The organism is Ralstonia sp. 22111 (assembly GCF_052045895.1).
Lineage (GTDB): Bacteria > Pseudomonadota > Gammaproteobacteria > Burkholderiales > Burkholderiaceae > Ralstonia > Ralstonia wenshanensis.
The window spans coordinates 1-13,748 of sequence record NZ_JBQEPR010000008.1 but is presented as its reverse complement, the minus strand read 5'-3'; the positions used below and the strand labels follow the sequence as shown (position 1 = coordinate 13,748).

Annotated in this window: 15 protein-coding genes; 8 read left to right on the top strand and 7 right to left on the bottom strand. The window is 61.4% G+C overall.

All coding sequences use genetic code 11. From position 1 onward, the window contains the following. Positions 1-15: 15 nt before the first annotated feature. The gene (locus ACTJK4_RS19150) at positions 16-1,266 is read right to left on the bottom strand and encodes a PLP-dependent aminotransferase family protein (protein WP_440818684.1); all 1,251 of its coding nucleotides are present in this window, start codon (positions 1,264-1,266) and stop codon (positions 16-18) included. Beyond that, on the bottom strand, positions 1,263-2,672 hold the full coding sequence (hglS, locus tag ACTJK4_RS19145; protein WP_440818683.1) for a 2-oxoadipate dioxygenase/decarboxylase HglS: 1,410 nt from the start codon (positions 2,670-2,672) through the stop codon (positions 1,263-1,265). The genes ACTJK4_RS19150 and hglS overlap by 4 nt, the downstream gene beginning before the upstream one ends. A 135-nt stretch (positions 2,673-2,807) precedes the next feature. On the opposite strand from hglS, the gene gcvA reads away from it, so the two are divergent. After that, positions 2,808-3,728, top strand: coding sequence for a transcriptional regulator GcvA (gcvA, locus tag ACTJK4_RS19140; RefSeq protein ID WP_440818682.1), 921 nt, complete (start codon positions 2,808-2,810; stop codon positions 3,726-3,728). Between the two features lie 40 nt (positions 3,729-3,768). Here gcvA and ACTJK4_RS19135 read toward each other — a convergent pair whose 3' ends face one another. The 4 genes from ACTJK4_RS19135 to ACTJK4_RS19120 all read right to left on the bottom strand — a co-directional run bounded on the left by ACTJK4_RS19135 (position 3,769) and on the right by ACTJK4_RS19120 (position 7,203). After that, positions 3,769-4,734 (bottom strand): MBL fold metallo-hydrolase, encoded by a 966-nt coding sequence (locus ACTJK4_RS19135; protein WP_440818681.1) that lies wholly within the window; start codon positions 4,732-4,734, stop codon positions 3,769-3,771. Positions 4,735-4,850: 116 nt separating this feature from the next. Next, the gene (locus ACTJK4_RS19130; RefSeq protein ID WP_440818680.1) at positions 4,851-6,326 is read right to left on the bottom strand and encodes an MFS transporter; all 1,476 of its coding nucleotides are present in this window, start codon (positions 6,324-6,326) and stop codon (positions 4,851-4,853) included. A 48-nt stretch (positions 6,327-6,374) separates the two neighbouring features. After that, the gene (locus ACTJK4_RS19125; RefSeq protein WP_440818679.1) at positions 6,375-6,971 is read right to left on the bottom strand and encodes a TetR/AcrR family transcriptional regulator; all 597 of its coding nucleotides are present in this window, start codon (positions 6,969-6,971) and stop codon (positions 6,375-6,377) included. A gap of 67 nt (positions 6,972-7,038) precedes the next feature. Next, on the bottom strand, positions 7,039-7,203 hold the full coding sequence (locus ACTJK4_RS19120; protein WP_440818678.1) for a hypothetical protein: 165 nt from the start codon (positions 7,201-7,203) through the stop codon (positions 7,039-7,041). Positions 7,204-7,221: 18 nt separating this feature from the next. Between ACTJK4_RS19120 and ACTJK4_RS19115 the strand changes: the two genes are divergently transcribed. The 3 genes from ACTJK4_RS19115 to ACTJK4_RS19105 all read left to right on the top strand — a co-directional run bounded on the left by ACTJK4_RS19115 (position 7,222) and on the right by ACTJK4_RS19105 (position 9,200). Next, on the top strand, positions 7,222-7,743 hold the full coding sequence (locus tag ACTJK4_RS19115) for a lysis system i-spanin subunit Rz (protein WP_440818677.1): 522 nt from the start codon (positions 7,222-7,224) through the stop codon (positions 7,741-7,743). A gap of 216 nt (positions 7,744-7,959) precedes the next feature. After that, a complete protein-coding gene (locus ACTJK4_RS19110; RefSeq protein WP_440818676.1) occupies positions 7,960-8,676 on the top strand; it encodes a DUF5343 domain-containing protein in 717 nt (238 codons plus the stop codon). A gap of 8 nt (positions 8,677-8,684) precedes the next feature. Continuing rightward, positions 8,685-9,200 carry a hypothetical protein gene (locus ACTJK4_RS19105; RefSeq protein WP_440818675.1) on the top strand — a complete coding sequence of 172 codons (516 nt, stop codon included), beginning with the start codon at positions 8,685-8,687 and terminating at the stop codon, positions 9,198-9,200. A gap of 542 nt (positions 9,201-9,742) precedes the next feature. On the opposite strand, the gene ACTJK4_RS19100 is transcribed toward ACTJK4_RS19105, so the two are convergent. After that, positions 9,743-10,381: a BRO-N domain-containing protein gene (locus ACTJK4_RS19100; protein WP_440818674.1), complete on the bottom strand. Its 639-nt coding sequence runs from the start codon at positions 10,379-10,381 to the stop codon at positions 9,743-9,745. 395 nt (positions 10,382-10,776) lie between these two features. Between ACTJK4_RS19100 and ACTJK4_RS19095 the strand changes: the two genes are divergently transcribed. The 4 genes from ACTJK4_RS19095 (at position 10,777) to ACTJK4_RS19080 (ending at position 13,717) form a co-directional block, all read left to right on the top strand. After that, the gene (locus ACTJK4_RS19095) at positions 10,777-11,139 is read left to right on the top strand and encodes a hypothetical protein (protein WP_440818673.1); all 363 of its coding nucleotides are present in this window, start codon (positions 10,777-10,779) and stop codon (positions 11,137-11,139) included. 89 nt (positions 11,140-11,228) lie between these two features. Beyond that, complete coding sequence (locus tag ACTJK4_RS19090; protein ID WP_440818672.1) at positions 11,229-11,705, top strand: GCN5 family acetyltransferase; 477 nt, start codon at positions 11,229-11,231, stop codon at positions 11,703-11,705. Positions 11,706-12,634: 929 nt separating this feature from the next. Continuing rightward, the gene (locus tag ACTJK4_RS19085) at positions 12,635-12,976 is read left to right on the top strand and encodes a hypothetical protein (protein ID WP_440818049.1); all 342 of its coding nucleotides are present in this window, start codon (positions 12,635-12,637) and stop codon (positions 12,974-12,976) included. A gap of 192 nt (positions 12,977-13,168) precedes the next feature. Further along, positions 13,169-13,717, top strand: a complete 549-nt coding sequence (locus ACTJK4_RS19080) for a hypothetical protein (protein WP_440818050.1) — start codon at positions 13,169-13,171, stop codon at positions 13,715-13,717. The last annotated feature ends 31 nt before the right edge of the window (positions 13,718-13,748 follow it).

Below are 13,748 nucleotides of genomic sequence, written 5' to 3'. Positions count from 1 at the left end.
CTATCAGAGGCGGCGTCAACGCATGGCCAGCGCCACGGCGGCCGCCAGCCGCTGCACGGCCTGCTCGATTTGCGGCACCTCGGGCGCGGCAAACGACAGGCGCATGGTGTTGAGTTGCGCGTTGTCCGGGTAGAACGCCTTGCCCGGCACATAGAGCACCTGCTGCGACACGGCGGCCTCGAAAAGCGCCTGCGGGTCGATCGACGGCGCGAACGTGGCCCAGACAAACATGCCGCCCGCCGGCGTGGCGCACTGCACATAGCCATTCAACTGCGTAGCGATACCTTGCACCAGGGCCTGCATGCGCCGCTGATACTCGATGCGTGCGCGCCGCACCGTGGCCGGATAGCGGCCGCTTTCCAGATAGCGCGCGGCCACCATCTGCGCCAGCGGAGACGTACACAAATCCACCGTCTGCTTGGCGATGGCGCAGCGGCGCAGCAGGCTGCTGTCGGCCAGCATCCAGCCGATCCGCAGTGCAGGCGCGACGGTCTTGGATAGGCTGGAGAGATACACCACCGGGTTCATGCCGCCTGCGGCAAGCCGATCACCCACTGCGCGCAGCGTGGGTGGCATGGCAGAGGCGTCGCCCCCTGCCGTATCAAAGCGCAGCTCGCCGTAGGGATCGTCTTCCACCACCCGAAAGCCGTGCGTGCAGGCCAACTGCACCAGGGCTTCGCGCCGCTGGGCAGCGAGCAGCGTGCCGCGCGGGTTGGAAAAATTCGGGACGGTGTAGAGCAGCTTGGGGCGCTGCGTGGCGGGCAACTGATGCAGCAGGTCGGCCAGCGCATCGGTTTGCAGGCCGTGTTCGTCCATCGGCACGGGCACGATGCGGGCCTGCGCCAGGCGCAAGGCTTGCAGCGTGGCAGGGTAGGCGGGCACCTCCACCAGCACCGTATCCCCCGGTTCGATCAACGTACGCACCAGCAGGTCGAACGCTTGCTGCGAGCCTGTGGTGACCATCATCTGTTCAGCGCTGGCCTGGATGCCGCGCGCATCCATCAATGCCGCGAGCGCCGAGCGCAGGATAGGCAGTCCTTCAGTCGCGCCGTACTGCAAGGCCTGGGCGTCGCCCGCCATGGCTTGGGCGGTGGCGTGCGCCAGCCCTTCGGCGTCGAACAGGCTGGGCGACGGGTAACCGCCCGCCAGCGAGATCATCCCCGGCTGGCTGAGGTACGGAAACAGTTCACGGATGGGAGAGCCGGCGGGGTTTGCAAACGGGGCGGCAAAGCCCGGCATGGCGGCTGGTGTGTGCAGGCCGGTCATACGGCATCCACCACGGGCGTGCCGCGCAGCACGGCGCGCACCTGATCGATGGAGCGTTGCTGCGCCGCTTCGTACAGCGCGATTTCGTCGTGCACGCGCGCGCCCAGTGCGGCCTCGAAGGCCTGCTGCGCGGCGTGCGCCTGATATTGCTTCTGCTCCTCGCCGCCCAGGTTGGACTGGAAGATGCCGGCCGCGCTGACCGGCAAGAAATCTTCATAGGTGATGGGGTCCGCTTGCACCCAGCCCTTGGCCAGCAGTTCATCCAATGACGCTTCGGCCGCCGCTGCGGTGTCGGCGTGTGCCTGGCCCAATGGCGTGAGGGTGTATCGATAGAACGCCAGCCCTTGCGCACGCAGCACGTCATGGCTGTCGGGAAAGGCGCGGAATGCCTGGGCCAACCGGCTTCCGTAGTCGGGTGCGGCACTGCCGGCATTGCCCATGTTGCGCACTTCGGCGAGCAGTTGGTCGTATAGCGCGCGACCCTTGCGCGTCAGGGCCACGCCGCGCTGCTCGATTTCGCCAAAGCGCGCCGTGTGGGCGCCTGCATCGTCAGTAAAGCGCACCGCTTCTTGCAGTGCCTTGAAGCTGGTCTGGCGCAGCAGGATGGGGCAGTCGCGGCGCGGCGGACCTTCCACCACATCCTTGGCGTCCATGCCGCGTGTGGGCATCGCGGCCTGGGCGGCGTCGATGTCGAGCGTGCGTGGTGTGAGGTGGTTGATGTGAGGGCCGCGGAAGCACACCACGTCGGCCACCAAGCGGTGGGCGGCTTGCAGCGCGCGATACGTCTCGGCGTCGACCGTGGCGGTGCTGTGCCAGCGGAAGGTCTCCAGCGCCTCGCGTACGAACGCGTCAGCATCTGCGTCGGCAAGGCCGCCGTCGGCTTCGCATTGGGCCATCAGTTCCAGCACGCGCGGCGTAAAGATCTGCCGACGCGCCAGGATGGCAGCGGCCTTCTCGCGCAGGGCAGCGTCGGCAATCAGCTCAAGCCGCAGCAACGACGTGAACACGCGGAACGGGTTGGCCAGCAACGCGGCATCGCCCACCGGGCGGAACGCCGTCGAATGCACTGGCACCCCAGCCACCGACAGATCGTAGTAGCCCACCGGTTCCATGCCCATGACGGCAAACAGCCGGCGCAGCGTGGCCAGCTCGGCGGCCGTGCCGACGCGGATGGCGCCGTGGCGCTCGACGTCCAGCCGCTCCAACTCGCCGGACTGCGCCATCTGCGCGCGCTGTGCGGGCTGGGCGTCCAGCGTGCGAGCGTTGATGTCAGCCACCAACTCGACCAGGGTGCCGTACTGCGGCACCTCCTCGCGATACATGGCGGACATGGCACGCGAAAAGCGCGAGCGTATTTCGTTGGCGTTGACGAAGTGGAACGCCGAAGGTTGATGCAAAGCACTCATGACTGGGTTCAGTTTGGCAGGGGCAAAGCGATGCTAGGGTGGCCAATGAAGCCCGGTCAAACGATAATCCGGGCGTAGGTCATTCCAATCGAGAATGACTTGGCGACTTTCGCATCGCACAATTTCTGCGCTCCCATGTTCCTGTCCCGCCGCTTTCTGCCGCCGATGTCCCTGCTATGCGCGTTTGAGGCCGCCGCGCGGCACCAGAGCTTCACGGCTGCCGCCGCTGAACTGCATCTCACGCAAAGTGCCGTCAGTCGCCAGATCCGCGCGCTGGAAGACCGCCTGGGTGCAGAACTGTTCGTGCGCGAACGCCAGACCGTGCGCCTGAGCGCGGCGGGTCAGGCGTATGCGGAGGAAATACGCGCCGCGTTGATGCGCATCTCCAGCGCCACGGTTGGGTTCCGAGCCAATCCGCAGGGCGGCAGCTTGAATCTGGCCATCCTGCCGACGTTCGGCACCCGCTGGCTGGCACCGCGCCTGCCGGCTTTTTTCGACGAGCACCCCGGCATCACCATCAATTTGACGACGCGGCTGTCGCAGTTCGACTTTCAACTGGAAGCGGTGGATGCGGCCATTCACTTCGGTACGCCGCACTGGCCGGGGGCAGAACTGGCCTTGCTGATGAGCGAAACCGTCGTACCCGCTTGCAGCCCGGCGCTGCTGGCCCGCTACGACTTTGCGCAGCCGCGCGATCTGCTGCACGCGCCGCTGTTGCACCTGGCCTCGCGCCCCGATGCCTGGCCGCGCTGGCTGGCCAGTCATCAGGTAACAGGGGCAGAACCCCAGGGCATGCTGTTCGACCAATTTGCCACCGCCGCGCAAGCTGCCGTTGCGGGCCTGGGCGTGGCGTTACTGCCGCGTTTTCTGATCACCCACGAGCTGCAGCAAGGCGACCTGGTGCAGGCGTTGCCGCATGTACCCGAGATGGAGAGCGCGGAGCGTTACTACCTCGCCTGGCCCACGAGCCGCGCTGACTATCCGCCGCTCCAGGCGCTGCGGACATGGTTGGTCAAGGCGGCACAGGATTTCATGCCAACGCAGGGCGCCGAGTGAGGTGCGGTGTTTTCGCGAAGGGGTAGAAACGCGTTGGCGCTTATTTCCCCGCCGAGTAGTTGACCGGAATCCAGCGGAAGCCATGCTTATCCGGCTGCAAGCGTCCCAGTCCCGGAAAAGGCACATGCGCGGCGGCGAAGAGCATCTTGTCCTTGGCGATGCGGTTGAATTCCTTGATGCGTTCCTGTTCAGCCAACTGGCTGTCGCTATCGAACGAAACGGTAACTGTCGGATCCTCAAACTGGACGGCCGCGACATGAACGATGTCGCCTACCACCATCAAGCGATTTCCCTGGCTCTCGATCATGTAGCCCACGTGCCCGGGTGTATGTCCGGCGCTCTGGTACGCATGGATGCCGGGGCTCAGCTCTTGCTCGCCATCAAAGGGCTGTACGCGGCCCGCTTTGATGTAGGGCTCCATGATCGTCATGGCGCGACGATAGGTGCCCTTTTGGTCGCCGCGATTGCCCTCCGGCGCCTTGGCCATGTTCGCTTCGCTCAGCCAGTAATCCAGTTCACGACGATTGATGCGGATGATCGCATTGGGAAAGCGCATCTCTCCATCCGTTGTCAGCCCGCCAATGTGGTCTGCGTGCATATGCGTGATGTAGATTTCATCGACCTGCGACGGCGTGTAACCGGAGGTCTTCATGTTGGCTGACAGCCGCCCCAGTTGCGGGCCGAAGATGTTGCCTGCGCCGGTATCGACCAGAAGCAGTTTGGCGCCAGTATTGATGAGGAACGCGTTGTAGGACGTTTCGAGCGGACTTTGCAGGTCATTCTGGGCCAGCGCTTCGTTGACCTTTTGCGATGTGGTGTTCGTTAGAAACTGGTCAACGGGCAAGTCCAGTGTGCCGTCATTGAGTGCGGTGATTTCATAACCACCCAACATGAAACGGTAGAAGCCTGGTGCTGAGGTACGTGCAAAAGGTGCGGCAGCGTGGGCTGCGCACTGCAGCAGCAGGGACATTGCCAGAAGGCTACAGAGCGCAAACAGCTTGGTCATTGGATGTCGATATCTCATGGTTGTCTCTTCTGTATCGGTGTGTCTGTCTCGGCGTCGGTACGGCGCTGCAGGAGTGCAGTCCGGCTTGATGACGCCCCAGCCGTTGTCCCTGGCCATCACGAGCGCGTACCACTCGGGCTAGATGCGCGAGGCGCTCGGCTTGTGCCAGGCACGGCGGGCGCTCGTGCGAGCGAGATGCCAAGCGCGGCGCCGGCGGCGAGGAACAACGACATCGAGAAAAGCGCGACGACGAACGCGTGCGCAATGGCGGCCGGATCCTGGCGCGTCCCGAGGACCGTATAGAAAATTCCGCCGATGATCGCGACGCTGAGCGACGTGCTGACCTGCAGGGTCGAACTGGCGATGCCGGCGATCATGCCGGACAGCGCCGGTGCGACGCGCCCCGTCACCATGCGCATCAGCGTGGGCAGCGCGAGCCCCTGCCCGAACCCGATGATGAACAGTGCTGCGGCGAGCGGCACGGCTGCGAGCGGCATCTCGATCGGCGTAGCATCGATTAACCATGCGAGGCTGACGAGCCCCACGACCTCCAACCCAATGCCGAACGGGTTGACGTAGGCGCCGATGAGCCGCGCACAGAACGGAGTCGACAACGGCCCGAGCAGGAACCCCACGCCGAACGGCAAGAACACGAGGCCTGCGCTCAGCGCGTCAACGTGCAATGCATTCTGCAGATACACCGAGAACAGCAGGAAGAATGCGCCGATCGCGTATAGCAGCAGCGCGATCAGCAAGGCTCGTCCCAGCCCCGGCGCACGCAGCGCGGCCGGATCGAGCAGCGGGGCGCCTCCGCGGCTGCCTAGCCTGCGCTCGTAGCGCCAGAAGAACCCAGCGAGCACCGGCACCGCGATCAACGACAACCATGCCCATACGGGCCAGCCGGCTTCGCGCCCCTCGATGAGCGGCACGATCAGCGCGCCCAGCGTCAGCATCGATAGCGCGGTGCCCCCGAGGTCGAGCTTGCGCGCATGCTGCGCACGTGTTTCCTTCAGCAGAGGAACGCCGAACAGCACGACCAGAACTGCCAGCGGCAGGTTGACGAGGAAGATCGTGCGCCAACCCAGATTGAACAGGTTCAGCGAGATCAAGACCCCGCCCAGCGCCTGGCCGACCACGGCGGCGAGGCCGAACACGGCGCCATACAAGCTGAGCGCGCGCGGCTTTTCCGCTTCCGGGAAGATCGCCTGGATCGAAGCGAGCGCCTGCGGCGCCATGATCGCGGCGGTCACGCCCTGCAACGCGCGACCGACGATGAGCGTCCATGGCGAGTTCGCAAAGCCGCATAGCATCGAGGCTGTCGCAAATCCGATCAGCCCGAGAAAGAACATGCGGCCTCGGCCGAACAGGTCGCCCAACCGCCCGCCGGTGATCAGCGTCACTGCGTACAGGCCGGCATATGACGAAATGACGAGTTGCTCGGCCGATGACGAGGCCCCAAGGTCCGTGCGGATCGACGGCAGCGCGACGTTGATGATGAAGAAGTCGAGCGGTGGCAAGAAGGCGCCGACGAGCAGGATGGAAAACATGGCCCAGCGACGTGGGTCGGGTGAGACGGGATCATTTCGTAGCATGGACCTCTCCAATACGGAACCAAGCAGTTCCAAATTGAGTAAAAAAATTTAGTCGAGGAGGCGCATCGTGCGGTCGACCAGCGCGAGCATGTCGCGCTCTGGCACACCGGTTTTCCCCAGCACGCGCATGCCTTCGACTTGGCACACAAGCAAACGCGCCAGCACCTGCTCGTCCTGCTCGGAAATTTCGCCGCTCGCTTGCCCGCGGACGATCGCGCCCGCATAGAGCTGCTGCAGGCGCCGGAACATGCGCCCAGTGCGCTCTGCGACATCCGCGTCGCGCGCGGCCAGTTCGGTGGTCATCGCGACTGCGAGGCACCCGCGCCGGCCCTCTTCGCCGACGGACAGGCGCGCATAGCGCAGCAGCGAGTCGCGAATTGCATCCTTTACGGGGCCAGGTTGCGAGAGGATGTCCGCTGTCGCCTTGAGCCCGTCGGCCATGTACAGGTCGAGCGCCGCCAGCAGCAGCGTCTTCTTGTCGCCAAATGCCTTGTAGAGACTGCCGCGCGACAAGCCGGTGCCGGCTATCAAATCCGGCAGGGACGCGCCTTCATATCCGCGGTCCCAAAAAACATCCATGGCGTCGCGCACGGCATCGCCGAGTTCGAATTCGCGGGGGCGACCCACGCCAGCCGAATTTGCCATCGATCTGTTTCGCAAACGATGCATGCTTGAAAGTGCGGTCGATTATATGGACTGATCGGTTCCGATGTCAACGCGCGTAAACGATATGCACTTCATCACCCGCCTTGCGCGTCAGTACGGCGCGACGGCCACGGTCAACGGCGGCTGCCTCATTCGGCGCCAACCACGACATCGCCACCGTGCAACTGCATTGCGCGCTGGCGGTGGCGGGGCTGTGGGTCACGTACATCATAAAAAAAAGGCAACGCCAATGAACTTCGCAACCGTCCGGCTCCTGGCAGTGGCAGCGGTGGCTGCAGCAGCGGCGTGGGGCTGGCAGGCCAACCGCTACGAAACCGCCATCGCGCAGATCCAGCGCGACCACGCCATCGAGCGCCAGACCGCCGTCGATACGGTCGTGACCGCGCTGCAGGCTGGCATCGCCAAACACCAGCAGCTTACCGACCAGCTCGACGCGCTCGACCGTACCCATTTCTCGGAGATGCAACGTGCCACCGCTGAAAACACGCGCCTGCAGCGCGCCCTTGCTGCTGGCGATGTACGGATGTCAGTGCGCGCCCGTTGCCAGCCCGACGCCCGTGCCGGCGCAGGTGAAGATCAGCCCGGCGCCGGCATGGGCGATGGAGCCCCCGGCCGATGTGAGCTATCTGGAGAGGATGCAGCGGATCTTGTCGATCTCTTCGCCGGGGCAGAGCGGGATGGGGAGAAACTGAGGTATTTGCAGGGGAGGGAGCGGATGCTGGAGGTGGCGGGTGTTTGTGTTTTGCCGTGATGGGCTGCTGTCGAAAATAGGGGAATGCACGGACGGGCCGGCCCCCTTCCTTACTGCCTTACTGAAAACGACGTACTTGTGCCCGAGTTCTTTACACCTGCATGCCGGTATTATTTTGTGTCACTATTTAGCGCTATCGAGAGCGCCCGGTCGCAGTGGTCTAACAACAAACACGGCCGGGCAGGTAAATGAGCGTCCACCGAGCGGGGGTGTAACGTGGCAGAGGAAAAGAAGCGCAGCTATCCGAAGATCGCAAAAAACAATTGGTTTGGGCTTCGTGAAAAGTTCAAGCAGAAGGTGCCAGCGGAAGTCTCACCAAACTATCTGGCATCGGCGATGAATATGAGCCCCGCCTCAGCGAGTTCGAACGTTATCACGCCGTTGAGGACGTTTGGGCTCGTGGATGACGGCGGCAAGCCCACAGACTTGGCATACGAGTGGCGCGATGACGCGAAATACTCCGAAGTCTGCGCAATCATTTTGCAGAATACTTATCCTCAAGAGCTTCGCGACCTATTCCACACGCCGGAGGCCGAGCCCAACAAGGTTACGTCATGGTTCGCGCGCGACGTGAAGGTCGGCGAGGCTGCGGCAAGAATGTACGCGACGACGTATTTGATGTTGCTTGAGGCGAATCTGGAAAATGCTAAGGGAGGCACGAATCCCAAGAGAAAGCCGGCATCTAAGTCGTCACCTTCGCCGGCCAGTGCTGTATCGGCGAAACGCAGCCAATCGTCAGCTCCGGTTGTGGCCAACGGCTTTGAGAGCGCCGCGCCTCTGTCACAGCAGCGGCCAGAAGGAGAAAAAGGCCATACCTTTTCGCCCAAGCTGCACATCGATGTTCAGATTCATATTTCGCCTGAAAGTAGTCCCGAGCAAATCGACAAGATTTTTGAAAGCATGGCGAAGCACCTCAAGGACTTCCGCTCCTGAGCAAGAGTATGGATATTGCCAAGACGCTCCAAGTTGCGAAGCAACTGCGTGACGCGGTGCGGGAGAAAAACCCGCCTGCAGAGGAAGGAGAGCCGAGCTCAGCCGAACCCGTGGTCTATTTTTCGCTGGTGAGGGGGACGCGGCCTTACTTGGAAAAGATTGTTCACCAGATAAACGGCTCATATGAGGGCGGTTGGTATGACGCTTCGGCGGTCATGACCCGTCGTCTTGTTGAAACGCTGATCATCGAGCTATTTGAGGCGCGCGGGATCGCGGGGAAAATCAAGAATCCCAAAGGCGACTTTCTTTATCTGCGAGATCTGATTAGCGCGCTGATCGCCGAACCGAGCTGGAATCTTACGCGCAACACCAAGGCGGCGCTTCCTCGGTTGAAGGATGTAGGCGACCAATCAGCCCATAGCCGCTATTTCGTCGCCCACCGGCAGGACATTGACAAGCTAATTGATGATCTACGGGTCGTGATTCAGGAGCTCGTGACGCTGGCAAACCTGAAAAAACCATAATGAGCGCTGGATCTTGTCAGCGTCCTTGGCACTGCGTCGAGCCGTTAGACCCCTTCGAATGCAACTACAGATAAAGCCAGTTTGGACCGACGATGACGGCCTCATGCGGGTGCGCGTGTCTTTGGTGAGCAACGAGCGCCAGTCCTGGGGCGAAGCCTACTGCTATCCAGAGGCCGTCTCAGAGTTCGGGCAGGCGCTAATAGGCTTCCCGACCTCGACCTCCGATGAAGTCAAGCTGGAGTTGGGTTCAATGGACCCAATGTACGTTGACTACTTGCTAGTGCGAGCGTTCGTCTACGACGGCGTGGGCCATTGCGCAATTGAGTTCAAGGCGGAATCGCGAGGCGATGCTCTGACTTCTTCGTCCGTCCGGTTTGCGGTTCCAACGGAGGCCGCGTCACTGAACGAGTTGGGCAGAAGGATCATGGCTTGGTCCCTTTCGCCAATCGAACCCTTTGCCTTTGAAGGGGCGGGCCCGTGACATGGTGATCGCGCGCACCACCGCCAACCCGGCCGGCGATGCGAGTCCCATCCCACCCGCTCTACACACCCGCCTCAATCAAATCCGAAATCTGCACCGACGCCCGCGCGAAGTCAGTCAGCGCGCGGGCGCGCTTGTGCCGATAGCTGCCGGCGGAGATGACGACGGGTTCCTTGGCTTCGTCGTCCTGCAGGACGATGAGCATGCCGGTGTAGCGGTCTGCCTGGTAGATGTGTTTGTTGAGCAGTTGCAGCGCGCGCTCGACGTCGGCGGGGTAGAGGCTGGCGAGGTCGGCGGGTGTGCGGGCGGTGGCGGGCGCGGCGTCGATGCACGGTTGTGCCGTGAACTGGCCGGTCTTGCGGATGGCCGGCAGGACGATGGACGTGACCCACTTGCGGAAGCGGTGTGGCACGGTGCCGGGTTTCATGGCGTCGCGGCAGCGCAGGACGAGGGTGTACATGCCGGATTCGCTGACGATATGGGCTGCGCCCTGACGACCTATGTTGAACATAGACCGTTCATCTTGATCAAGCCGGGCAATGACTTGGGAGGCGTTTTGAATGTTGAGCGCGTCGCAGATGTCGGTCGCGACAAACCACGGCTCGTCGTCGCGCATGACAACGCGCACCGCGTGCGATTCGAAATTAAAGGTGTTTGGGGTGAAGGCGAGCGCGGACGCGCTGCTGAGATTTCCAGTCATAGCAGATCCCTGAGTTGCGGTGAGTAGACCGCCGCCTCGCCGCCAAGCGAGGTGGGGCGGAACCGAACAGGTTGGCGGACCGGAACTCAGGAACCGGCAGGGCCGAAGCCCTCCTATCCGGCCCGCCCATGGGAGTGCCAGACGTGCGCAAACAAAAAGCCGCGCGTGAAAGCAAGCGCGGCTAATGTGCGCCCGAGTATCCCGGGCCGCCAAGCCCGTGTGCCGGTGTTTCCGGCGACCGGCCGAGTATACGGCGGGCTGCAGTTACGTGCAAACCGGCGGCTTACCGACCAGCTCGACGCGCTCGACCGTACCCATTTCTCGGAGGTGCCGCGCCGTTTCTGCTGATAATGTGCGGATACGCTGACGCCGCAAAGAAAGGGGGAGCCGTTGTCATGACCGACGTCCGAGGCAGGGAGTTCGACTGGTTCTGCACCGATCAGAAGGGCCGTATTGCACTTGTTGCAACGGGTGGGGAAGGCCCAGTTCCGCCTGAGGCTCTCGCGTCCGTGGATGTTCACGACGCATTGGGCAGTCACATCGAAGTTGCAAATTGGGGAACGAACGAGGTCTGGCAGAGCTACGCTGCCGTGGGGCTCTATGTTTACGACTGGGACGATAGTCGGCGGGCTTATGTTCGGATTGCCACGCCCGCGGCGCCTGCTTCTGTAGACTTGGTGGCATCCATTCGTAGCGCAGCTGGGATCCCCAAGCTGAATGCCGACTTCGAGCGCGACGTGTGCATTTTCACTGCATAGATTGAACGTCCATTTGGACACCCTAATTCGATCGACCTCAACCGGCGGTTGACTTCCATGAGCGGCGATTGACATAGCGGCGACATGTCATGCTATCGACTATCAGATTGCGCGAGACCTCTATCGTGAATTTTCCGCCTGTACTGAATTTGTCAAAGGTCGGCGAATATCCTGCCGGGGCCAAGGCCGGCGGTGGATTCGTTTGGGACGCCGTCCTTGAATATCGGGTGTGGTGTCATCCGGAACGTGGTGCGCCAGACGAGGCGGATGGGTCGGATTACTACTACGCTTTCGGTAGTTATGAAGACGCGGAAGCGTTTTTTCGCACAAGCGTCGGCGCGGAAGAGCCGCTGGCCCTCGTTCTGCAACGAGAATATATCGACGAGCCCGAACCTGGAAAGTACGTACATGTTCGTGAGGAGCGCATCACCGAGTGGCCGGTCGCCTTTCTACGGAGACCGAAGCGTGACCCACACACTATTCCTGCTTTCCTTGCGGAGGATGCCCCTGCGAACCGCCTCGATATCATTCGCGGCCTTGCCCCGAGAAGCGGCCGTACTGGATAGCCTCTGGGTGCTGGAGCTGTAACCATCCGCGCTAGTCGAACTGCCTCATAGTCGGCGCGAATGGTTGTTTCGTAGAAGTTTGACTGGCCACTACCGGCCACAACCGGCCATTGATGATTGGTCGCGATAGCGGACGTCCCAGGCGATTTCCCGGCGTCCATCTAATAACTGTTAGCACTCAGTTTCCATTAGAAAAATGGCTCGCTTGCTATTCAAATTGAATTGCGGCACGATGCCCGCCAGATAGAAATTTCCCCACTTCAAAATTCTTCTGCGCCCCAAAGTGATGCCATCGAATCCGAGCGCTTGTCCTCATTGCGGTGAATCTATTCATTACTTTCGCCGCCTCCTCATGCCTGCTCGCATTTGCTGCCCCGCATGCGGCGGCCTATGTTTCGTGAAAATTCCGAGAAGATTTTTAATTGGCGTCACGACACTTTTGATTGCTATTGTTATATTGCTCGCATGGGCCGCGCGCTACAATCATATGGTTTTATTTTCAGCGCTATTTGTTTTATTTTTTTCTGTATGCTTTATTAGTCAGTCCACCGGGAAGCTAATCCCTCGGAAAGCCGTAACTATTTCCACAACGACTCAGGGATTTCGCGGCGCGTGGAGCCTGGGCTTCAAAATAGCCGTAACAATTTTAGTCATCCTCACTGGATTGCTTATCTTCAGTGCAAGATAATGCGCAAAATAGCTCGACGGCAAAATCTGCCCAACAATCCACTTAGGCGAACCTGCCGAACACCCACCTCAGCTTCCTCCGCCGCTTGGGTGTGGCAGTCCACTTACCTAGTTTCTGACTGTCCGCTTTCCATTGCGGCTAGTGCCGCTGCGAGTCGACAGCAACCGGTGGATAGCGAAACCTCCATCGTCCGTTTCCGGCCAGTAGCGGACGCTCGGCGCCCCGATATGAGTCATGGGAGGTGAACGTGACCAACCCAAAAAGGCGCCAGGTAGCGAAGCGCCAGGCCCACAACCACGGCAATGGAATAGCCGAGCGCACCTGCCTGAAGATGTACTGCGACAAGAACGCAGCCAAGCATCGAGAAGAAAATCTGCCAAAGCCGTGGGAATCGAAACAACTTTGGCTCAATTTCTGGCGCGCCGATTGCACCCAGAAAGAATCCGGCGGAGCCGAGAAAGAGCACGTTTCGAAGGGCGTATCCGTACACCAGCCCCCCAAACAGAATGAAGATATTTGCGAACCCAAACGTCAACAACGAGACGAGTATCGCGAAGTGCTTCCAGCCTGCCATATCACCTAAGGCTCCATGTTTGAGTACTGCACCCCACTTCGCAAGTGTGGCATCCGCCACGGTCCGATGCTACGGTGAAGCCGATCGCGCGCGTCTCGGCCGCACTCTCCCACACAGCGCTGCATTGAGGCTTCAGGAGGAGGTCTAGTGTCAACTCACGTTTTGGCTTCCGCCATCAAGTGGCTCGTTTGGGTCGTGGGCATGGCTTTGGTGATGGGCTGGGTATCTCGCAGCCGCTCCCGTGCGCGCCCGCCATATCAAGCAGGCGTTCTCGTTCAACCAACTTCAATCCTTATTATCGGGGTTGTGTCTGCCGTCTTCTTTTTTGGCCTTGCGGTCGTCTCCATTACAGTAGGAAAGAACAGCACAAGCACTCTCGGAACGACGCTGCTCTTTTGCGCATTTGCCATCGCTTCGATGCCCTTGATTTTGGGCTTCTACTTGAGCCGCCACCGTGTTTCCCACTCCGGCATGGACTACGGGGAAATGTTCGGGGCGCGCCGCACCTTTGCTTGGTCTGAAGTGAGGACCGTGCGCTACTCGCGAGACATGGGGTGGTTCAAACTTGAGCTCGGCTCCGGATATGTCGCGCGCATTTCGACCATGTTGATGGGCCTGCCCGAGTTTGCCCGCCTGGTGCTCGTACACGTCCCGCGCGAAAGGTGCTCAGATGAAGCATATGCGCTTCTTCAAGGCGCGCGTGGCGGCAAGCTCCCGAACCTAATCGGCGGCGGGGGGCGGCGTGCTTAGGCTTAAGCGGTCAATCGAAACGGACACCTTA

Excerpts from the sequence above, each read along its gene's own strand:
- ACTJK4_RS19095 (WP_440818673.1), top strand. The coding sequence starts at position 10,777 with ATGACCGACGTCCGAGGCAGGGAGTTCGACTGGTTCTGCACCGATCAG.
- ACTJK4_RS19135 (WP_440818681.1), bottom strand. The coding sequence starts at position 4,734 with ATGACCAAGCTGTTTGCGCTCTGTAGCCTTCTGGCAATGTCCCTGCTG.
- ACTJK4_RS19105 (WP_440818675.1), top strand. The coding sequence starts at position 8,685 with ATGGATATTGCCAAGACGCTCCAAGTTGCGAAGCAACTGCGTGACGCG.
- ACTJK4_RS19130 (WP_440818680.1), bottom strand. The coding sequence starts at position 6,326 with ATGCTACGAAATGATCCCGTCTCACCCGACCCACGTCGCTGGGCCATG.
- ACTJK4_RS19120 (WP_440818678.1), bottom strand. The coding sequence starts at position 7,203 with ATGATGTACGTGACCCACAGCCCCGCCACCGCCAGCGCGCAATGCAGT.
- ACTJK4_RS19100 (WP_440818674.1), bottom strand. The coding sequence starts at position 10,381 with ATGACTGGAAATCTCAGCAGCGCGTCCGCGCTCGCCTTCACCCCAAAC.
- ACTJK4_RS19090 (WP_440818672.1), top strand. The coding sequence starts at position 11,229 with ATGCTATCGACTATCAGATTGCGCGAGACCTCTATCGTGAATTTTCCG.
- hglS (WP_440818683.1), bottom strand. The coding sequence starts at position 2,672 with ATGAGTGCTTTGCATCAACCTTCGGCGTTCCACTTCGTCAACGCCAAC.
- ACTJK4_RS19115 (WP_440818677.1), top strand. The coding sequence starts at position 7,222 with ATGAACTTCGCAACCGTCCGGCTCCTGGCAGTGGCAGCGGTGGCTGCA.
- gcvA (WP_440818682.1), top strand. The coding sequence starts at position 2,808 with ATGTTCCTGTCCCGCCGCTTTCTGCCGCCGATGTCCCTGCTATGCGCG.
- ACTJK4_RS19150 (WP_440818684.1), bottom strand. The coding sequence starts at position 1,266 with ATGACCGGCCTGCACACACCAGCCGCCATGCCGGGCTTTGCCGCCCCG.
- ACTJK4_RS19125 (WP_440818679.1), bottom strand. The coding sequence starts at position 6,971 with ATGGCAAATTCGGCTGGCGTGGGTCGCCCCCGCGAATTCGAACTCGGC.
- ACTJK4_RS19080 (WP_440818050.1), top strand. The coding sequence starts at position 13,169 with ATGGCTTTGGTGATGGGCTGGGTATCTCGCAGCCGCTCCCGTGCGCGC.